We start from the raw sequence: 19656 nt of genomic DNA on the forward strand, positions 1-19656 counted from the left end.
TCCCAGGGTCATACAGCATAAAGTGTAAGTGTTCTGCTAATAGCAGTCAACTTTTATACTATTTTCAGGTACGTACGGATCCGAGCAAATCGGTCGCTGACCTGCACGCGCGGAGCATGCAATCATAAAGTTGTAAAAAAATCCCTCCGCGTGTCTTCGCGTAGGCGTTTGGGACAAATCCTGGGACAAATTCGCAAACTATTGCGAAACCGCAAGCCCGCAGTTTCGTTTTTGTCCCGGGGACAAAAACGAGCAGGTTTTAATGCTAAGAACAGCCCGAAATGGATGCCAAAACGGGTGGCCCTCCTCTTTAGCACCTGTTTAGCGAGGTGGATCATAGCCAGCGGCTTTTCCGCCTCTCATTTCCGCAGGTCAGAATAGACATGTGAAGTCGAAGACTGAAAGAATCGTCGCGGGCGGCTTCGTTTTCGATCCCATGCACGGCCTCAAAGAATCTTAGAGGCCGAGCAGAAGGGTCCGAATTAGAGGGTGCCAATCGCCGCTTTGTTTCAAGCTGTCCGCAAATCAGTTGGCAACTGAACAAAGAAGGACTGCGTTCACGGTCCCTCTCAAGACCGACTTACCTATAAAGCCAACCTATTCGGCATCCCTGAACTGGACTTCGTACTTCGCCCCTTGCAGATCGCCGATCTTTGTGACGTATTGGCTCAGAAGGGTTTTCGCCCTTTCACGGGCGCCGTTCATCAGCGTCGAATTGGCCTCGGCGCTTTCCTTCATCTCTTTTTGCGCTTCTTCCAGCGCGATGGACTGGTCGACCGTCGTGATGGGGGTCAGCAGCCCGGTGTCGCTGTGGATATCGGAGAAGGTGCTCTCGTCGGCCTGGGGTTGGCCGATGACCTGCGCGTTGGGAACCGTGATGGTGACGACGTTGTTCGCATCCGGCCCCTCGATTCGAACCTTGGAGACATCGACGCCCAGCTGGACCGTTCCGTCGTACTCGAATCAAGCCTTCTTGTATCCCACGTTTATCCCGAACAGCATGTTCGTGCCGTCGTTATAGACTTCGGCGACGTTGTGGAACGTGCACTCGACGGTGGCGAGTTCCGCGATCTCGGTATAGCCCGAGAAATCAGGCGTTTCGCTGCTTTTGGCGCAACCGGAAAGCGCGGAGATCGACAGCGCTGCTGCGAGGGTGAGGCAGGCAAGCCATGGTTTACGCATTGGAATCGACCTCCCCGTTGTACTCGGAGATCGGCTTGAATTCGAGCTGGTATTCATCGCCGAGAAGCGGCAGGGTCAGCGCTTTGACGGTGTCCTTCAGGCTCTCTTCCGCCTGCTCTTTTATCTCTTCCTTGTCGACGTCGTTCGCGGCGTCTTCGCGGCAAAGCGCGATGACGTCCCTCATGTCCGCTGTTGCGCTCTCGGGGAGGTAGCCGAACTTGCTGTTGTCGAGCTGGGGGTCACCGATCTGCGCTTCGGGAAGATAGGCGGTGACGACCTTATCCTCCTCGTTGATCCCAAACTGGATGTCGCTCAGCGTGTAGGATGCGCGGATGTGAGCCTCGTATTTAACGCGATAGTCCACGCGATCCTGCCAGAGGAACTTACCGTGCTTCTCGGCGATGCCGTGATAGGTGTAGTCGATCGTGGAAAGGCTGTCGATGTCGACGGCCGATTTGAGGTCCGATGTCGCGAGATACTGCGTCTCGTGGTTGTCCGTCATCCAAGGGAGGGCGAAGCCGAAGAAGCCGACGGCAATCGTCGCAGCTACGGCAAGCACGGCGAGCTTGGCTTTGGGCGAGGGCTTTCCGAAGAGCCCGAGGCGTCGTCGAGGGCGAACTTGAGGCGCTGCTCGCGCAGGAGCATCTCGTTCTGGTCGACGAGGTCGATGGTCGAGGCCACCACGTCGAGGCTCTCCCCGGCGGCGTAGGCGACCTCCTCCACGGGCGCGCCGCCGTAGAGCAGCTCGACCGATGTGCGCCGCTCGGATGCGGCCCGGTCGTAGAGGCCGAAGAAGTCGGTGGCAGACACCTGCGGGTCGAGGTCGACGAGCAGGGTCCGAAGGCCCCGGGCGGCGAAGATCGCCGCCAGGTTCACGGCGGTCGTCGTCTTGCCGACGCCGCCCTTGTAGTTGGAAATGGCTATCGAGCGCATGGGTCGCGTCCTCTCTAGCGTGGGGCGCGCCTCGCCGCGATTGGTCCGGCGCGCCCCGAGTCTCGGAGCGTCGGGACAAAACCGTACGGATTTGTCCGACAAGCGGAGTGTACCACGAAAACGTACGGATATGTACGCTTTCGTGGTACAGGGGCCGGGTTTCGAGTGAAAGCCCGGCCCCGGGAGCCCGGGGCCGGGCGCGCCGCCTAGGAGAGCGGCTCCATCTCGCCGAAGCAGTTGACGTGGTGGCGCAGGAGCGCTCGGTTCTCCTTGACGACCATCATCGCCACCTCGTCGAAGCGGACCGGGGTGTCGGCGTAGTCGTCGCTGTTGCCGGCGAGCCACATCGCCGCCAGCGCCTCGCGCAGCCCGCGCGCCCTGTGGGCCTCGGGAAAGCCGTCCGTCCCGGTGCGGACCGTAGCATCGACGAACACCAGGGCCCCGTCCCCGTCCACCGCCACGAGGTCGATCCCGCCGATGCCCTCGGGCCCCTGCCAGGCCTCGTCGACGATCTCGTAGCCCTTGCGCTCGAGGAAGACCTTGACCGCGCCCATCGCCTTTTCCTTCATGCCGTTCATGTCTTGCTCCTTAGACTCTGAGGCCCGCCCCTGTGGCGTGCCTTGCGTCGCGTGAGTCGCATGCAGCGCGGGCGTGCCGGCAAGGGAGGAAGCGAAGTCGGGCGTGGAAACAGAAGCATCCCGACGGCAGTTTTTCGCGTTGTTCGCGCGCGGAGCGCATGGGGCGAAGAACCCGAAAAAGTGTCGCGGCCCTTGCTGGCCGCCTGCCGGCGTGCGGCCCTGCGCGTCCAAGGAGCGCCGGGGCGGGTATTCGGATCAAAGGGGCGCAGGCGTGCGGCATGGAATCGGGCATGGGCGCCGGGGCTTCCGGGCATGGGATGAGATCCGTCGGCGATTGCAGGGGCTCTCGCTGGGGTTGGCGGCGATATCGCGGCGGGGACGGCGGCGTGACCTCAGGTTGCAGTGCCGCAGCATGAATCGGGACGGACGGCTTTCCCGCGCCGCTTGCGGCCGATGTGCACACGGGATCGCTGGAGGCGAGATGGTTCTCCGCATGGAACGGCTACGGTGCTGCGCAACACGTCCGTTGGGAGAAGGAGACGAGTCGATGTTGGGCTACGAAGAGAAGTTGGAGCGCATCGAGCTCATCGATGCCGTGAGCGATGCCGGGAGGCTGGCGAGGGGCCTGGACCAACTGCTGGAATCCCTGGCGCACGCCGACCAGCTGGACCCGCTCGACGTCGAGGGGATCCTGGCCCTGAGGTCGATAAGCGAGAGGTGCGCCGAGCGCATCGGCGACGCCGCACGAATCTTGGAGGCTCAGAACGAGGTTCTCTACGCCGAGGAGCGGGCAAACGCCAAACCTCGCGAAAACGAGAGATGAGGACACAAACGAAAGTGACCATTCAAGCCCAATCAGGGCGTCCCTCGCCGTCGGCGCTCATATAAAGCCTGGCATCGGCTGTCCTCGCATTCCCAGTGCCGCCGCGTTATAATGCTGCAAACGCATTTGTATTGCATTTCGAGCGATGGGAGCGCAGATGCCCGACAGCTACAAGGAGCTCATCAAGAGCAATCCCGACGAGACCGAGATCAGGTCCTTCCTGGTGGACGGCGACCAGGTCTCCGTGACCCTGCGCATTCCCGACACCCTGCGCGACGCGGCGAAGGAGGAGGCGGCCCTGCGGGGCATGAGCTTCTCCGCCTTCGTGCGCACCTGCATGATCGAAGAGCTCGCGAAGAAGGGGGCGTAGAGGCGTGAAGTCGCTAAACAACGTCGGCGCCGAGCGCCTGGGAGACGCCCTCGGCGAATCCATCGACGACGGCGCGAAGCTGTCGATAATCAGCTCGTATTTCACCGTGTTCGCCTATGGGGAACTCAAGGAGGAGCTCTCTAAAATCGACGAGGTGCGGTTCCTGTTCAGCGAGCCCACCTTCATCAAGCGCATGGCCGACTCGAAGGAGCCGCGCGAGTTCGAGGTCGCCCGCCGCGCGCGCGAGGTCGGCGTCGGCGGCTCGGGGCTCGAGCTCACGCTGCGCAACAACCTCAACCAGCGCGCGCTCGCCCGCGAATGCGCCGAGTGGATCCGCGAGAAGGGCGTCTTCAAGTCCGCCAAGACGTCCGGTGCCATACAGCCGGGCGGCACATACGTGGTGGAGAACCCTTCCGGCGACGACCACGCCTTCATGGGCGCCGCCGCGAACTTCACGCAGGAGGGCCTCGGCTACGAGCGCCGCCCGGGAACCGTCACCTGCGTGAGCCATTTCGAGAATGCCACCGAGGCCGTCGGCCTCAAGATGATGTTCGAGTCGGTCTGGGACAACCCCGCCATGGTCGAGGAGGTCACCGCGCAGGTGGCCGCCCAGGTCGAGACGCTCTACCGCGAGAACCCGCCAGAGTTCATCTACTTCCTGACCCTGTACCACCTGTTCCGTGACTTCATGGAGGACGACGAGGACAACGGCATCCGCCCCGGCCTCAAGTTCGAGGAGTCCGTGGTCTGGAACAAGCTCTACGACTTCCAGAAGGACGCCGTCGTGGGCGCCATCCGCAAGCTGGAGAAGTACAAGGGCTGCATCATCGCCGACTCTGTGGGCCTGGGCAAGACCTACGAGGCCCTCGCCGTCATGAAGTACTACCAGGAGCGCAACGACCGCATCCTCGTGCTGTGCCCGAAGCGCCTGCGGGACAACTGGACCCTGTGGACCCAGGACAACGACGACCGCAACCCGCTGGCGGATGACCGTTTCAGCTACACGGTGCTCAACCACACCGACCTGTCGCGCTACCACGGCATGAGCGGCGAGGTGGACCTCGAGCACCTGCGCTGGGGGCACTTCGACCTTCTCGTCATCGACGAGAGCCATAACTTCAGGAACAAGAGCACCGACGCGGACAAGACCGACCGCTACACGCGCCTCATCGAGGACGTCATCAAATCGGGCCAGCGCACGAAGGTGCTCATGCTCTCTGCCACCCCGGTGAACAACCGCCTGCTCGACCTGCGAAACCAGATCGAGCTCATCACCGAGGGAGACGACGCATACCTCGCCGATACCGACGGCATCCCGTCGATCACGCACGTGACGCGCGTCGCCCAGCAGAGATTCAACGAGTGGAGCAAGCTCTCCGACTCCGAGCGCACGACGGAGAGCTTCGTGAACGCGGTGAACGCCGATTACTTCAAGCTGCTCGACGTACTGACCATCGCGCGAAGCCGCAAGCACATCACGAAGTACTACGGCGCCGCAAGCGGGACCTTCCCGGCGCGCCGGCCGCCCCTGTCGTTCCAGACGCCCATCGACCTGGAAGGCGAGCTGCCGCCGATCGCGGAGCTCAACGACATGATCGCCCAGCTCACGTTCGCCCAGTACCAGGTGCTCTCGTACGTGCGCGCCGACCAGCGGCGCAAGTACGAGGGCCGCTACGGGGACACGTGGGGCAAGGACTTCGAGAGCCAGGTCCACCGCACGACGGCTGTGGCCAACCTCATGCGCATCAACGTCCTCAAGCGCATGGAGTCCTCCGTGAACAGCTTCCGCATCACGCTGCGACGCATCCTCGACGGCTGCGTCGACCTGCGCGCGAGGCTCGACGCCGACGCGTCGGGGGTCGCCTACGGCACCGAGGGCCTCGAGGACGGCTTCGACGACGACGATGCCGAGGAGTTCGAGGCCGGCGGCAAGGTGCGCGTCGACCTGCGAGACGTCGACGCCCTGCGCCTGGGCCAGGACCTCGACTTCGACATACAGGTGCTCCGCGCCCTGCTCGCCTATGCCGACGCGGTGACGCCCGAGCGCGACGCCAAGCTCGTGAAGCTGCGCGGCTTCATCGCAGGCAAGGTCAGAGACCCGTACAACCCCGGCAACCGCAAGGTGCTGGTGTTCAGCGCGTTCGCCGACACGACGGCGTACCTCTTCGAGCAGCTGGCTCCCTGGCTGAAGCGCGAGCTCGGCATCGAGTGCGCCGAGGTTGCGGGCAGCTCCAACCGGACCTACTCGCTGAAGCTCCCCAGAACCACCTTCGAGAACATCCTCGCGAGGTTCTCTCTCGTCTCCAAGGAGCTGCCGGAGAGTCAGCGGGAGCTCGGCGAAATCGACGTCGTCTTCGCGACGGACTGCATCTCCGAAGGCCAGAACCTGCAGGACTGCGACTGCCTGGTGAACTACGACATCCATTGGAACCCCGTGCGCATCATCCAGCGCTTCGGGCGCATCGACCGCCTTGGCTCGAGAAACGAGCAGATCCAGCTGGTCAACTTCTGGCCGGACATCGCGCTCGACGAGTACATCCAGCTTGAGGGCCGCGTGAAGGGGCGCATGGCGCTGCTCGACGCGTCGGCCACCGGCGAGGAGAACGTGCTGGAAGCAAAGGGCAACGGCGAGATGAACGACCTCAAGTATCGCCGCCAGCAGCTCCAACAGCTCAAGAGCGAGGTGCTCGACCTCGAGGACATCTCGGGCGGCATCTCGATCACGGACTTCGCCTTCGACGACTTCCGCGTGGAGCTCCAACGCTACGCGAAGGAGCATCCCGGCGCGCTGGAGAACTCGCCGGCGGGCCTCCACGCCGTGACTCCCATCCCCGACGAGCTTCGCGGCGACGTGAAGCCGGGGGTGGTCTTCTGCCTCAAGCAGAACGACGAGGGCAATGACCCCAGGGACACGAACCCCGTCTTCCCGTACTACGTGGTGTACGTGTCGGGCGATGGCGAGCTCATGACCAAGCACACGCAGCCCAAGCCGGCGCTCGACATCATGCGCGCCGTCTGCTCGGGGCACCCCGAGCCCATCGCCGAGCTGTGCCGCGAGTTCAACCGCGAGACCCGCGACGGGACCAGGATGGACGCCTACACCGACCTGCTCGACGACGTGGTGGCGGCCATCACGGGGACGCAGCAGGACAAGGGGATCGAGAGTCTCTTCAGCCTGGGCGAGGTCGGCAGCGGCACCGTCATGGGGTTCAACGATTACTCGCTGGTATGTTTCGCGGTGCTGCGATGAACCGCCTCGACTGGAACGGGATCCTGCGCCTGCCCGATGCGGCGCTCGCGGGATGCCGCCGAATCCCCAAGACGGTGCTCGTCAAGCAGGCCATGCTCACCAAGACCGAGCAGAGAAGGCTCGACAAGGTCGCACGCCTCGAGCACTTTGCCACGGTCCAGAAATCCACGACGCGCATCCCGCCGTACGAGAACGACGAGCGCAACGTGCAGAGCATCGTCTTCCTTCGCTGCGAGATGGCAGCCGGGACTATGGCCGTGGCGGAGGTGGCGGAACTTGTGCACAAGTGCTTCCCGAACCCGACGGTGCTCCTGATCGAGGCGGGTGGCTGCGCATGTGTGTCGGTCGCCCTTACGCGGAAGAGCCAGGCCGAGCAGGGCGCGACGGTCGTCGAACGAATCGAGGCGACGGGCGCATTCGACCCGGGCCGTCCGGAATATACGGACTTCCTAGGCGCGCTCGAGTTCGCCAGGTTGCCGCAGGGCGATCTGCTGGCTTTCCTGCAGGGAATCGCCTGGGCCGTTCGACTCTCTCGCTCGATAACCTCACTCGGGTTCTATCCGTTGTGCGCCGATCGCGATCGGGAGCAGCTAGGCGAGCTTATCGCTCGGAGCGATGCTCTTGCTATGCAAATTGCCGACATACGACAGCGGCGACGTGACCGCGGACTTTCTTTGAACGAGTCTGCCAGGTTACGCGTGGAAGTTAAAAAGCTAGAAGCCGAGTTCGATTTGGTCATGGACTCGATAAAGTCTGTCTGTACGTTAGGAGACGCAATTGAGTGAGCTCGATAGTTACATCCGTCGCGCAAGCGAGACCTTACGTGGCGGAGACGGCTCGGCAATCGATGCCATCGCACGTGAAATCGTGTCGGCCTTCAATGCGGAGATACCGAACCTATCGCATTACAGAGGAGCAAGGATAACCGGCGGGGATAACCGCCACACCGCCGCCGATCTGCGAAAACTGATCGGAAAGCTCCGTGTGCTGCGAGATGGGAAAGACCGGGAGCTTTACGGGCCTTACGGGCTAGAGACAGTTACGAACCACATTCATCTGCTCGAGAGGACAGCGGAAGACGGGATCGAAGGCGAAGACCTAAGAGCGGTTTACGAGACGATCGATTGCATATATGTGAATCGCTATGGCTTTTACGTTGATGGCCTGTCAGGCTACGGCTATAGAGAGTATGAACTCTGCCCCCAGCAGACGGAGCTCAGGATAGAGAAGCTCAAGGTAATCCGCGATGAGGAATTCCGTAAACTTAAAATTGCGGAAGCGCAGGCCGCAAGCGTCAGCATGGTTCAAAATGCCTCAGCATCCGCGGAAGCCAACGTTCAAGTCACGGTTGAGACGACCTTTGAGCAGATTGATAAATTGCCGGAGACGACGCTTTCTGATGACGACAAGACGCTGCTCAAAGGAATGATCGGCGATCTCAACACGAAAGACGAAAGCAAACGGGACAGCAAGCTTAGCAAACTCCAGAGCTGGCTTGCCGACAAGGGCACCGACGTTTTTATTGCCGCCATGCCCTATATAGTGCAACTAATCAAATCTCAACTTTCCTAGGAGGAGACTTCGTGAGCGAGATACAGAAGATGAATCTTGAATCGGAAAACCTGATAGACGACCGCCTGAACAAGCTCAAAGAATTGATGCCCGAGGTGTTCTCCGAGAGCGGAATTGACTTCGACAAACTGAGGTTAGAGCTTGGCGACGAGGTCGACGCGGACCAAGAGCGTTATGCGTTCACGTGGCCCGGCAAGACCGATGCCATCCGCCAATCGCAGACCGTGAGCACCGCCACGCTTCGCCCGTGCCCCGAGAAGAGCCGCGGCCGCGATGGCGAGGACGGTTCCTTCGACTCCGATAACATCTACATCGAGGGCGACAACCTCGAAGCGCTGAAACTCTTGCAGCGCGGTTACCACGGCAAGGTCAAAATGGTCTATATCGACCCGCCATACAATACGGGCGGTGATTTCGTGTACAAGGACTCCTTTGGCCAAACCATCGCCGATTACCGCGAGCAAGCCGGACTGACCGGGCAATCGAATTCCAAGTCGGACGGGCGCTTTCACGCCAATTGGTGCTCCATGATCTACCCCCGCCTTAAACTGGCCCGTGAGCTTCTTAGGTCTGACGGAATACTCGTCGCCAGCATCGATGAAAACGAGAGGACGAACCTTCAGTCCTTGCTCAATGAGGTGTTTGGCGAGCAAAACTTCGCTGGCGAGATCGTATGGAAGAATAGCAGTAAAAACGACCAAGCGTACATTTCCATGCAGCATGAGTACATGCTGGTTTACGTGAAGGACAAAGGGGCAAATGCTGGCGAGTGGACCGAGCGCAAAGAGGGCTTGGAGGAAATCTACTCCGCGTTCGATAAGCTTCGCGAAAAGCATGGGGACGACTGGAAGGCAATTCATAAAGCCGCTCTCGATTGGTACAAGCAATTCCCACCATCAAATCCCATATTTGGCAGCAAGCACTATTCCTGGATGGACGAAAGGGGTGTTTATTTCCCCTCTGACATATCAGGTCCAAATGACGGACAGTATGTTTACGATGTCGTACATCCGATTACGAATAGAGTATGCAAAATGCCTTCGACCGGTTGGCGATATCCCAAAGACGAAATGGAGCGAAGAATATCGGAAGGGCTCGTTCATTTTGGCGATGATGAAACCACGGCTCCAAACAATAAGACCTATCTAAAGAGCACTGAGCTCCAAAGCTTGACTTCGATGCTGTATCAAGATGGACGAGCCGCATCCAAAAGACTTGAAACTCTGTTCGGCAGCAAGGTGTTTAGCAACCCTAAAGACGATAGGGTTCTTCAGCGCCTGATGAGTGCATTTGGGATTCAGAGTGAAGACATCGTTCTCGATTTCTTCTCTGGCTCCGGCACTACCGCTGAGGCAGTTGAGCGATTTAACATTGGTGGCTTCTGCGCAAAATGGATCATGGTCCAGCTTCCAGAGAACCTTGAAGACAATCTTCGCACGGCAAAGGGTTCAAATAAAAAGATAACTAAGAATGCCATCACCTATCTAAAGGGCAGGCAGCTTGACCCCGTGCTCACCAATCTGGCAGAAGAGCGTTTGCGCCTAACTGGCAACGCCATCAAAGCCGATCTCGTCGAATCCAATCGTCAGCTCGAACTTGGCGAAGAACCCAAACGCCTCCCTGATATCGGCTTCCGCATCTTCGAGCTTGATGACTCCGGAATTGAGAAGCCAGAACCCGGTCAACTCGTACTCGACGTAGTGAAGTCCGATCGTTCTGAACTTGATATCGTTTTCGAGATGATGCTCAAATGGGGCCTCGAGCTCACGTTGCCCGTGGAGAAGTCCGACGCCGCTGGCTATCCCATCTGGTCCGTCGCGTGCGACGAGCTCGTCTGCTGCATGTCCCTAGGCCTCACCATCGACGCCCTCGAGGCCATTGCCGACATGGAGCCCAGGCGCGTGCTTATCCTCGACTCCATCCTCGACGACACCCTCAAGCTCAACGCCGTGCAGATCTTCAAGCACGCTGGCGAGCGCGTGGGTTGCGAGATCGAACTGAGGACGGTCTAGCATGGCTGCACTCGAGTTCAAGTTCTCATCCGACCAGCAGCATCAGCTGGAGGCCATAGAGGCAACCTGCGACCTTTTCCGAGGTCAGCAATTTGTCAGCAGCGTTTTCTCCGCCGATTCCGGCCGCAAGGGCCAGACGGCGATCGGCGAGCTCATGGTTGGCCACGGCAACGAGCTCCGCGTGGCGCCGGGCCAGCTCCTCGACAACCTCCACTCCGTGCAGGAGGATAGCTGCCTCCCAGCGACCGATGTCCTCACCGACGGGCGCCTGCGCGACTTCACCATCGAGATGGAGACGGGCACCGGCAAGACCTACGTGTACATTCGCTCCATCTACGAGCTGAATCGCCGCTACGGCATCACCAAGTTCGTCATCGTCGTGCCGAGTGTGGCCATCCGCGAGGGCGTCCTCAAGAGCCTCCAGACCACGCGCAAGCACTTCGAGACGCTCTACGACCGAACGCCGCTCGACTACTTCGTGTACGACTCGAAGGACATGGGGCCGGTGGGCAACTTCGCCACGTCGAGCTCCATCCAGGTCATGGTCATCAACATCGACGCGTTCAACAAGGGCCTCGAGAAGGACGGTACCGCGAAGGAGGGCAACCTTTTCCACCGTCCCAGCGAAAAGCTCACCGGCGGCTTCAGCCCGCGCGAGCTCGTGAGCGCCTGCAAGCCCGTCGTCATCATCGACGAGCCTCAGAGCGTCGACAACACCAAGCAGGCCAAGGCAGCCATCAAGAGCCTGAGCCCGCTGTTCGTGCTGCGCTATTCGGCAACGCACAAGCAGGCCTACAACATGATCTACCGCCTCACGCCGGTCGACGCCTTCGAGCGCCACCTGGTGAAGGGCATCTGCGTCGACTCGATCAAGGCCGAGGCGAACCTCAATGGCGCGTACGTGAGGCTCGAGTCCGTCAAGTCCGACCCGTTCTCTGCCAAGGTGTCCATCGACGTGCGCCAGGCCGACGGCACGCAGAAGCGCAAGGCAGTCACCGTGAAGACCGGAAACGACCTCTACCAGAAGAGCGGCGAGAACAGCGACTACGAGAGCGGCTGGGTCGTCAACAACATCGGCGCCGTCGAGGGCGACGAGTTTATAGAGTTCCAGAACGGCGAAGTGCTCGAGTTGGGCGAGGCGCTGGGCGACGTCAACGAGGAAGTCGTCAAGCGCGCGCAGATCCGTCGCACCATCGAGGACCACCTTGCCCGCCAGTTCGAGCTGTGGCCGCGCGGCGTGAAGGTGCTCTCGCTCTTCTTCATCGACCGCGTCGACCGCTACCGCGTCTACGAGCCCGAGGTCCACGGCGGCCTGTACGCCCAGATATTTGAGGAGGAGTACGCCGGAACGTTGAGCTCGAAGGCTCCCAGGCGCATCGCCAAGGCAGCGGGTATCGGCAAGGGCACCTGGCTCGAGTGCTACGAGGCTGTCGGCGCCCCGCCGGTGCGCGACCCCCACGCCGTGCACCAGGGCTACTTCGCCAAGGACAAGAAGGGCAAGTTCAAGGACTCCAAGGGAGCCGCCGGCACCGCCGACGACGCCGGGGCCTTCGAACTCATCATGCAGAAGAAGGAGACGCTTATCTCCTTCCCGGACGGCAAGGATGCGGACAAGGACGTCTCGTTCGTCTTCAGCCACTCCGCGCTCAAGGAAGGCTGGGACAACCCCAACGTATTCCAGATTTGCACGCTCGTCGAGACCAAGGACAACCTGACAAAGCGCCAGAAGATCGGCCGCGGCCTGCGCCTGTGCGTGAACCAGGACGGCGAGCGCCTGTACGACCCCGAGGCGAACGTGCTCACCGTTATCGCCAACGAGAGCTACGACGACTTCGCCAACGGCCTTCAGAAGGAGCTTGAGGCGGAGGACTTCAAGTTCGGCGTCATCACCCCGGAGAGCTTCACGAAGGTCACGGTCAAGACTCCCGAGGGCGTCGAGGAGCGCCTGGGCTACGAAAAGTCGAAGCGGGTCTTCGACCACCTCGTCGCGACCGGCATGGTCGACGGCAAGGGCGCGGTGACGCCCGAGCTGAAGACGGCGGCCGAGGAGGGCAAGGTTGAGCTTCCCGCCGAACTCGAACCCGCGAAGGAGCAGGTCGAGGCGATCATCATCCACAAGTCCCAGAGGGTTCAAATCCGCGACAAGGCCAAGGAGGTCTCGGTCGAGCTGCAGAAGGACGTCACTCTCGACCCGGCGTTCCAGGCCCTGTGGGACCGCATTCGCCAGCGCACGCGCTTCCAGGTCGAAGTCGACTCCGGCAAGCTCATCCAGCATGCCGTCGAGGCTATCGACGGCATGCTCGCCGTGCGCCCGCCCCAGGTGACGAGCGAGCGCGCCTCGCTGGGCATCGACGACGCGGGCGTAAGCGCCGAGGGCACGGGCACCTCCGTGGTTTCCGTTTCGGGAAAGGTGAAATACGACCTTCCCGATCCGATCGCCGAGCTGCAGGACGCCGTCGGGCTCACCCGCGGCACCATCAAGGCGATCCTCGAGGGCTGCAGCCGCTTCGACGAGTTCGAGATCGACCCCGCGACCTTCCTCGCGCAGGTCGGCGACAAGATCAACCGCGTGAAGAACGACCTCATCGCTCAGGGCATCAAGTACGTGCGCCTTCCCGAGGATGAGTGGTATACCATGCACGACCTCGAGCTCGACAACTACACGGCATACCTCGGGCAGAACGCATGGAAGCCGGACATGGCGAGCAAGAGCCTATACAACTACGTGGTATACGACTCGGCAGGAGTCGAGCGCTCCTTTGCCGAGGCGCTCGACAAGCAGGAGGAGGTGCTCGTGTTCGCGAAGCTTCCCTCGGCGTTCAAGATCGACACGCCACTCGGCAGCTACAACCCCGACTGGGCGTATGTCGAGGAGGCGGATGGTGAGCGCCGCGTGTACTTCGTGACCGAAACCAAGGGCGGCAAGAACGGCGAGCCGGCCCTGCGTGACGCAGAGAAGATCAAGATCGGCTGCGCCAAGAAGCACTTCGAAGCGCTGGACCTTGGAAATGACTTCCACTACAACGTGCGAACGACCTACCAATACGAGGCGGTGAAGGCTTAGGATGTCGAAGCTGCCCGGAAAGATGACACGAAAGCAGCACTGGGTGCCGCAGTTCTACCTGCGCCATTTCGCGGATTCTTCCGGACAGCTGCATGCCTACAGCAGGCAGAAGAGCTCCTTCTTCCGCACGAATTGCGAGAACCTTTGCTGCATGCGCGATCTTTATGAAGTCGAGCATGCTGATACGGCAGGCGATGCGACAGACAGATTCTATGCGCAGAACCTCATCGAAGTTAAGCTATCCGAGTTCGAGAACCGCATCGCGCTGCTTTACGATCGCTTTTTGGAACGCCAGAAAGAAGGGCAGCGCGAAGGCGAAGGGTATTCTGATGGGAAAGCCGCCGTTTGCGAGTTGGCAGCAAACATCATCGTCCGCCATCCCGTCAGCATGCGTGCCGACAAGAAATGTTCACGCGAAGCTGCCGAAGAGCTGCTCAGAAACGTTCATCTGGCACCCCATGAAATCAACTTGCTCGATTGGTCAGGTTGGCGCGGAGATTCCCAAGCGGTGGTCGAGCTTTCTGCCGCTGCAACCATGCTCTTCTCAAACGACGTCAATGTGCCAGTCAACCGCATTCGCGAAGCTTTTCTCGCAAAGCGCTTTTCCATCCTTAAGGCATCCGTCGGCTCAGGGTTCGTTACGGCGTCGATGCCCATGTTTATCATCGGACCCGATGACGACTCGTATGATTTCCATCTCACGTATATGCCGTTGAGCAGTGAGTATGCTGCGCTCTTTTCGGATGGCCCTCTTTTTCCGCCGTTTGTGAGACTCGGTTTTTCGGGCACCGAATTCATGAACCGACTCCTTCTGCTCAACTGCGAGCATTGGGATGTCGCCATTTCGAGGGGAAGCGGCCCGCTCGAGCACGCGGTACGCGATTGTAACCAAGTGGCCAACGCCAAATCTATCGAAGGGGATTGATTTGATTATCCGCAACCTAAGGATCGACAATTTTCGAGGAATTAAAAAACTCAACTGGTCGATCCAGGCCGATAAAAAGCTTATATGCATTATAGGCGCGGGCGATTCAGGAAAGACGACTGTACTAGACGCACTCGATTGGCTTCTTGGAGACAGATGGAACCTTCCCATTTCGTTCAGCGATTACAGTGACGAATCTAAGCCGATCGTTATCACCGCGCTACTGACTGACCTTCCAGCTGATCTAATGACCATTGACTCTTGCGGGCTCTACTTACAGGGTATCTCTGAAGACGGGGAGGTTGTTCCCGAACCGTTTGACGGGTGTGAGCAGTGCCTCGTTGTCGAGCTCGAAATCAATATTGATTTCGAGCCAACGTGGTCGATTATTCGTTCCGATGGAACTCTTGCGGCATTTAAATCTTCCGCAAGAAGGAAACTTGGCGTATCCAAACTTGACGAACGAGTTGACGCCCATCTTCGTTGGTCGCGTAATTCAGCTCTAGGCAAGGTGTCACGGGGCACCGATGGAGCGGAAGCGGCCATGAAGGGCGCCACCCAGGCCGCTCGAGAAGCATTGGGCAACATTTCTATGCCAGATGATTTTGCCCACGTACTGGACGGCATCAGGGCCGGTGCGCAAGCTTTTGGCGCTGCGAGTTATTCCAATATGGTTCCAGGGCTCGATACATCGAGAGGCGACGGCTATGGTTCGCTCGCCCTATATTCGGGAAGCGTCCCTGTCCACCGTTATGGACTAGGTACTCGCCGGCTCACGAGTCTTGCGATACAGAAGCTTGGCGCCATCGATAGCTCAACACTTTTAGTCGACGAGGTGGAGAGTGGACTAGAACCACACCGCGTTATTGGGCTAATCGAAACCCTGAAAGCAGACGCGGCTATTTCACAGGTTTTCCTTACCACGCACTCGAGCAATGCGGTAGAAAGCTGCGCTGCTTCAGAAATCGCAATATTGTCAAATAGAGGCGGAGATTCCAGCTGCGTTTTTGTGCCGGAGGAGTTGGAGGGACTCCATAGATCGAACCCATCTCCTTTTTTGGCCCGTTCGATCGTCGTCGTGGAGGGTCAGACCGAAGAAGGGCTCTATCGAGCATTTGCGGCCTATCGCGATGAGAGGGCCCGCTCTCAAGGCAAGCCCACGTTAGCTGCCCTTGGAACTTGCTTATGCCAAGGAGGCGGAGGGTCCGACGCGGTTTCAAAGGCGCAGGAGTTTGCTGGCCTTGGATACAAAGTCGCTCTCCTTGTGGACTCAGACGATTCCACAACGAACGCCAAGCTCGAAGGCGCCGAGCAATCTGGCGTGCAGGTTTTTGCATGGCCCGACGGCTGGTCAACCGAAAACGCGTTATTCGAAGCGTTGGATAAGGAGCTGATATCCAAGTTGCTAGCCTTTTTAATCGATGAGGAGATAGTTCCTCGCGAACGCATTGATGACGATTTTGCCCGCAATGAACCTGGTCCCTTCGACCCTTTCTCGCCTGAAAAGCTATGGAGTGCTCAGCCGGAAGAAAATGTGAGAAAGGCTCTGGTTGTCTCATCTACAAGAAGAAGCGGAAAGCGAAAAGGCTGGTTCAAGAGTGTTCCTTCCAGTATTGCACTCGGTGAATGGCTGATTTCCTCAGCTTTAGAAAGCGAACGGTTCGTTCAATCTGCTTTGTATAAGACTTTTTCTGAGTTGCTAAATACGTTTCCAGCGGAGAAGTAATGGATGTTTTGGACAACACAACCAAAGAGCTAGCATCCGACATTCTCTCAGGAGCTCCCTGTTCCATCGAACTGCCAGCTGGAACGGGGAAGACCCAGCTGATTGCTGCAGTGGCGAGCCTTGCCGGCGATCTCGGGAAGAGAACGCTGATCCTAACCCATACCAATGCAGGAGTTACCGTCATCAAGAATCGTCTTCGTCGTTTTGGGGTTAATCAATCGGCATGCTCTGTAGCAACCATATGTTCTTGGGCGGAAAAGGTCTCACGTGCATATCCGCTTCTGTCGGGAATCAATATCCAAATCGAGCGCACTGCTCCTGATTATTACAGCCGATGTGTCATGGGAGCTGTAAAGCTATGCTCGTATGATGCGTTTGCGTCCGTCTTATCGGCCAGTTATTCCTTGATCCTCATAGATGAATATCAGGACTGTGATATGTCGCAGCATCGCCTTGCGATTGCCCTCCGCGACGTAATCGGATCAGTTGCCGTTTTCGGCGACAGGCTGCAGCGCATTTTCGATTTTCGACATCAGCAATTTCCCGATTGGCAGCTGGACGTTGAGCCCTCTTTCGCCCCGATTGGAATCGTTGACCCTAAGCCCTACCGTTGGGAAACGACCAATCCCGACTTAGGGAGGTGGTTGTTGGAATACGTAAGACCAGAATTGATGGCTGGAAGGGGCTTGGATTTCGAAACACTTGGTATTCCCAACGTGAGACATATCACATCGGGCCAATCCCAATCGGAGCTAATCCATAGCGCATACACAATGCGGAGCAAATGTGGAAGCGCCGCAGTACTGTGTCCCAACCTTCCGTTGGCTTATTCCGAAAACCTGTCGAAGCGCTTGGCCGGTTCGTTTGAGCTTGTTGAGGAAGTGGAAGGAAGGTTCGCAAGAGAGCAGTTGTCGTCTTTCCCTCTTCAGGGCGATTCAGGCGCGAAGGCGAAATGGTTTTCCGAGCTCACTCTTCATTGTCACTCGTCTCTTTCGAAAGTTCTTGATAAGCCAGTTCTCTCCGCGTTACAAGAAGGCAGACCGCTCGACCGATACATGTCCGCGAAAGCGCGCAAGGACTATGCTCCAATGCTTAAGAAACTGCAGTTTACGTCTCATGATTTCAGTGGAGAGAGGTTCAAGGAAGCCTGCGATTCCATCCGCATATGTTGCGGGTCTCATCTTGTCAGACGAGAGGCCTGGAATGACGTTGTGTTCGCCATTAGGACGCACTTGGCCACAGGAGAAGATCCAACGACCATTTTTGAACGTGTCAAGGCAAGCGACCGTTTTCGAGAGTCAAGCCCAATTGCGTTCAAAATCTCACGTGTGCTTCTGATTAAAGGCCTCGAGTTTGACAGCGCCGCTGTTGTCAAGGCTTCAGACCAGAAGGCCTACTCGAAAGAAAATCTCTATGTGGCACTGACAAGACCTACCCGCCAGCTCTTGCTATTCGATTAGTAACCCGAATAGTAAGAGAGACGGAGCGGCTCTTGAAAATGATGGAAGGCTGAAGCGATCTAAATCATTGACAATACGCAAGAGCTGCCGTGAATAAAATCGAGAAAAGAGCCTTTGGTTTCGCGTGGTGGTTTCAAATGTGCCGCTACCCGCGCCCTATCCCGAAGATGCTCGTGTCGCAATCGGCGCTGGTGGCGTCAGGCATCTTCGGCACAGCTGAGGGTGCCTTCGTTTGCGATTCTTCTTCCGCCGATGCTTCTACCGGCTCGCCGAGAGCCAGAAAGAACCCCATCACGAGCCCGAGCCTATGTTGCAGAGACTCGTTCAGCTCGCCGTAGGAGGCCGCAAAGTGAACCTCCTTAGCCAACTCCGCCATCGAGTCCTTCAGCGCCTTCTGAACGCTCACAGAGGGCTTCACCTCGACCTGGGTATCGGTGAGCTTAGCAATGATGTAGTCCTGCCTGTTCATGCCGCTCCAGGCGGCCATCTCGCATATGAGCTTGTGCTCTTCGGGTGTGCAGCGAAACGCCATCGTCTTGCTGCGCTTGCGAGCGCTGTTCTCGCACGGCATCTTTTTTACCTCTTCGCTCCGTCGAGCGCGGCGGCCATCTCGTCCTGCTTCGTCGGGAACAGGTGCGCGTAACGGTAGGTGATGTCAACCGCCTCGTGGCCCATGCGCTCGGCGATGGCCAGCGCGGAGAAGCCCATCTCAATCAGCAGGCTCACATGGCTGTGGCGAATGTCGTGTACGCGGATGCGCTTCACGCCAGACGCCTTGCACCCGCGCTCCATCTCGTGGGCAAGGAAGTGCTTGGTCACAGCGAACAGACGCTCGTCGGGGGCAACATCGTCGCGCATCTCGATGAAGTCCGCCATCTCGTCGCGCAGGAAGGCGGGGATGACGATCGTGCGCACTGACTTGGGCGTCTTGGGGTCGGTCACGGTGTCCACGCCGTGGAGGCTCTGGTACGACTTGTTGATGCGCAGCCGGGAGCTCTCCAGCATGAAGTCGGACGGCGTGAGCGCCAGAAGCTCGACGCAGCGCTCGGCGTGTCCGTCAACGCCCTCAAGGATTACGGCGTCGAGACCGCGGGCGACTTCATGTCGCTGCTCGTGCGGCTCGAGGACTCCTTCGGCATCGTTCCCTCAGCCGACGGCTCGGGCCTCTCCCTGAACCCCAAGGCGCCTCACGCGCCCAAAGCCGCGGCGGCGATCGAGCTGTGGGCAGAGAAGCGCGCGCAGCTAGAGAACGACGAGATAGACGCCGACGAATACGAGGACTGGAAAGCCTCGCTGTAGCGGCTCTCTGCATTTCGCAATCAACGCAATCGAATCAGGACGCCAAGCTAGGCGGTGAGCTCCGCTCGCACCTGAGTATGCTGAGTTTTTACTCCCCATTGCATGCAAAGGCATTTTCGGCGCACCTGGGGAAGCGCCGTACGGAGACCGCAAAAATGCCCATTGAGTTCGACTTGAGTTTCACGGGCCCCGAAACGGCCCCGTTTCGCTCTCGGGGACAAAAACCGCGTGTCTACTCACTTGGGATGAATCCTTACTCCCATTCCTCCGAATACCGCCCTGTACTTTGCCGTCTTGGAATACGGGGAGTAAATGGCGAAATCGCAGGTGAAAGGGAGTAAAAGACCAAAAAAAGCCTCCGTCCCAGCACGGGAACGGAGGCTAGATTATCGCATTTACTCACCATTGTCGCTGGTGGCTTTGCCGTAACTCTCGTACGAAACGAAACTCAGCGGCACAGTG

The 19656-nt window shown here is 59.0% G+C and carries 16 protein-coding genes and 2 pseudogenes; 11 read left to right on the top strand and 7 right to left on the bottom strand.

The genetic code is table 11. The features are described 5' to 3' along the window. Positions 1-597 precede the first annotated feature (597 nt). The 5 genes and pseudogenes from HMPREF3192_RS06900 to HMPREF3192_RS02450 form a co-directional block, all read right to left on the bottom strand. Positions 598-951: pseudogene (locus HMPREF3192_RS06900) on the bottom strand (DUF4230 domain-containing protein); the annotation flags it as partial. A 12-nt stretch (positions 952-963) separates the two neighbouring features. Beyond that, positions 964-1182, bottom strand: coding sequence for a hypothetical protein (locus tag HMPREF3192_RS06905; RefSeq protein ID WP_197414543.1), 219 nt, complete (start codon positions 1180-1182; stop codon positions 964-966). Continuing rightward, positions 1175-1741 carry a DUF4230 domain-containing protein gene (locus HMPREF3192_RS02440; RefSeq protein ID WP_231723333.1) on the bottom strand — a complete coding sequence of 189 codons (567 nt, stop codon included), beginning with the start codon at positions 1739-1741 and terminating at the stop codon, positions 1175-1177. The genes HMPREF3192_RS06905 and HMPREF3192_RS02440 overlap by 8 nt, the downstream gene beginning before the upstream one ends. Then, positions 1729-2115, bottom strand: coding sequence for a ParA family protein (locus HMPREF3192_RS02445; protein WP_269447681.1), 387 nt, complete (start codon positions 2113-2115; stop codon positions 1729-1731). Before HMPREF3192_RS02445 ends, HMPREF3192_RS02440 begins: the two co-directional genes overlap by 13 nt. 206 nt (positions 2116-2321) lie before the next feature. Next, on the bottom strand, positions 2322-2693 hold the full coding sequence (locus HMPREF3192_RS02450; protein ID WP_066305025.1) for a YraN family protein: 372 nt from the start codon (positions 2691-2693) through the stop codon (positions 2322-2324). Positions 2694-3240: 547 nt separating this feature from the next. Here HMPREF3192_RS02450 and HMPREF3192_RS02455 point away from each other — a divergent pair. The 10 genes from HMPREF3192_RS02455 to HMPREF3192_RS02500 all read left to right on the top strand — a co-directional run bounded on the left by HMPREF3192_RS02455 (position 3241) and on the right by HMPREF3192_RS02500 (position 17895). Then, positions 3241-3516 (top strand): hypothetical protein, encoded by a 276-nt coding sequence (locus HMPREF3192_RS02455; RefSeq protein ID WP_066305027.1) that lies wholly within the window; start codon positions 3241-3243, stop codon positions 3514-3516. Between the two features lie 157 nt (positions 3517-3673). Continuing rightward, positions 3674-3886, top strand: a complete 213-nt coding sequence (locus HMPREF3192_RS02460; protein WP_227561562.1) for a YlcI/YnfO family protein — start codon at positions 3674-3676, stop codon at positions 3884-3886. A gap of 4 nt (positions 3887-3890) precedes the next feature. Continuing rightward, entirely contained in the window at positions 3891-7136 is a 3246-nt protein-coding gene (locus HMPREF3192_RS02465) for a helicase-related protein (protein WP_066305029.1), read from the top strand. Further along, entirely contained in the window at positions 7133-7921 is a 789-nt protein-coding gene (locus HMPREF3192_RS02470; RefSeq protein ID WP_066305151.1) for a DUF4391 domain-containing protein, read from the top strand. Before HMPREF3192_RS02465 ends, HMPREF3192_RS02470 begins: the two co-directional genes overlap by 4 nt. Continuing rightward, positions 7914-8708, top strand: coding sequence for a hypothetical protein (locus HMPREF3192_RS02475; protein WP_066305030.1), 795 nt, complete (start codon positions 7914-7916; stop codon positions 8706-8708). Before HMPREF3192_RS02470 ends, HMPREF3192_RS02475 begins: the two co-directional genes overlap by 8 nt. Before the next feature lie 11 nt (positions 8709-8719). Further along, positions 8720-10720, top strand: a complete 2001-nt coding sequence (locus tag HMPREF3192_RS02480) for a site-specific DNA-methyltransferase (protein WP_066305033.1) — start codon at positions 8720-8722, stop codon at positions 10718-10720. A 1-nt stretch (position 10721) separates the two neighbouring features. Further along, complete coding sequence (locus HMPREF3192_RS02485) at positions 10722-13784, top strand: restriction endonuclease (RefSeq protein WP_066305034.1); 3063 nt, start codon at positions 10722-10724, stop codon at positions 13782-13784. Position 13785: 1 nt separating this feature from the next. Further along, entirely contained in the window at positions 13786-14709 is a 924-nt protein-coding gene (locus tag HMPREF3192_RS02490) for a DUF4238 domain-containing protein (RefSeq protein WP_066305035.1), read from the top strand. A gap of 1 nt (position 14710) precedes the next feature. Beyond that, positions 14711-16435 carry an ATP-dependent nuclease gene (locus tag HMPREF3192_RS02495; protein WP_066305037.1) on the top strand — a complete coding sequence of 575 codons (1725 nt, stop codon included), beginning with the start codon at positions 14711-14713 and terminating at the stop codon, positions 16433-16435. Then, on the top strand, positions 16435-17895 hold the full coding sequence (locus tag HMPREF3192_RS02500) for a UvrD-helicase domain-containing protein (RefSeq protein ID WP_066305039.1): 1461 nt from the start codon (positions 16435-16437) through the stop codon (positions 17893-17895). Before HMPREF3192_RS02495 ends, HMPREF3192_RS02500 begins: the two co-directional genes overlap by 1 nt. Before the next feature lie 145 nt (positions 17896-18040). Here HMPREF3192_RS02500 and HMPREF3192_RS02505 read toward each other — a convergent pair whose 3' ends face one another. Both HMPREF3192_RS02505 and HMPREF3192_RS02510 read right to left on the bottom strand, forming a co-directional pair. Next, positions 18041-18466 carry a plasmid mobilization protein gene (locus HMPREF3192_RS02505; protein WP_066305040.1) on the bottom strand — a complete coding sequence of 142 codons (426 nt, stop codon included), beginning with the start codon at positions 18464-18466 and terminating at the stop codon, positions 18041-18043. 5 nt (positions 18467-18471) lie between these two features. Continuing rightward, a pseudogene (locus HMPREF3192_RS02510) lies at positions 18472-18939 on the bottom strand (site-specific integrase); the annotation flags it as partial. Here HMPREF3192_RS02510 and HMPREF3192_RS02515 point away from each other — a divergent pair. Continuing rightward, positions 18850-19194 (top strand): XRE family transcriptional regulator, encoded by a 345-nt coding sequence (locus HMPREF3192_RS02515; protein ID WP_066305041.1) that lies wholly within the window; start codon positions 18850-18852, stop codon positions 19192-19194. The pseudogene HMPREF3192_RS02510 and the gene HMPREF3192_RS02515 overlap by 90 nt on opposite strands. Positions 19195-19656 lie beyond the last annotated feature (462 nt).

The sequence above is a fragment of the Atopobium deltae genome (assembly GCF_001552785.1).
Lineage (GTDB): Bacteria > Actinomycetota > Coriobacteriia > Coriobacteriales > Atopobiaceae > Atopobium > Atopobium deltae.

Bases quoted from the DNA above. Each gene is read 5' to 3' on its own strand.
- HMPREF3192_RS06905 (WP_197414543.1), bottom strand. From the start codon at position 1,182: ATGCGTAAACCATGGCTTGCCTGCCTCACCCTCGCAGCAGCGCTGTCG.
- HMPREF3192_RS02445 (WP_269447681.1), bottom strand. From the start codon at position 2,115: ATGCGCTCGATAGCCATTTCCAACTACAAGGGCGGCGTCGGCAAGACG.
- HMPREF3192_RS02450 (WP_066305025.1), bottom strand. From the start codon at position 2,693: ATGAACGGCATGAAGGAAAAGGCGATGGGCGCGGTCAAGGTCTTCCTC.
- HMPREF3192_RS02455 (WP_066305027.1), top strand. From the start codon at position 3,241: ATGTTGGGCTACGAAGAGAAGTTGGAGCGCATCGAGCTCATCGATGCC.
- HMPREF3192_RS02460 (WP_227561562.1), top strand. From the start codon at position 3,674: ATGCCCGACAGCTACAAGGAGCTCATCAAGAGCAATCCCGACGAGACC.
- HMPREF3192_RS02470 (WP_066305151.1), top strand. From the start codon at position 7,133: ATGAACCGCCTCGACTGGAACGGGATCCTGCGCCTGCCCGATGCGGCG.
- HMPREF3192_RS02485 (WP_066305034.1), top strand. From the start codon at position 10,722: ATGGCTGCACTCGAGTTCAAGTTCTCATCCGACCAGCAGCATCAGCTG.
- HMPREF3192_RS02490 (WP_066305035.1), top strand. From the start codon at position 13,786: ATGTCGAAGCTGCCCGGAAAGATGACACGAAAGCAGCACTGGGTGCCG.
- HMPREF3192_RS02500 (WP_066305039.1), top strand. From the start codon at position 16,435: ATGGATGTTTTGGACAACACAACCAAAGAGCTAGCATCCGACATTCTC.
- HMPREF3192_RS02505 (WP_066305040.1), bottom strand. From the start codon at position 18,466: ATGCCGTGCGAGAACAGCGCTCGCAAGCGCAGCAAGACGATGGCGTTT.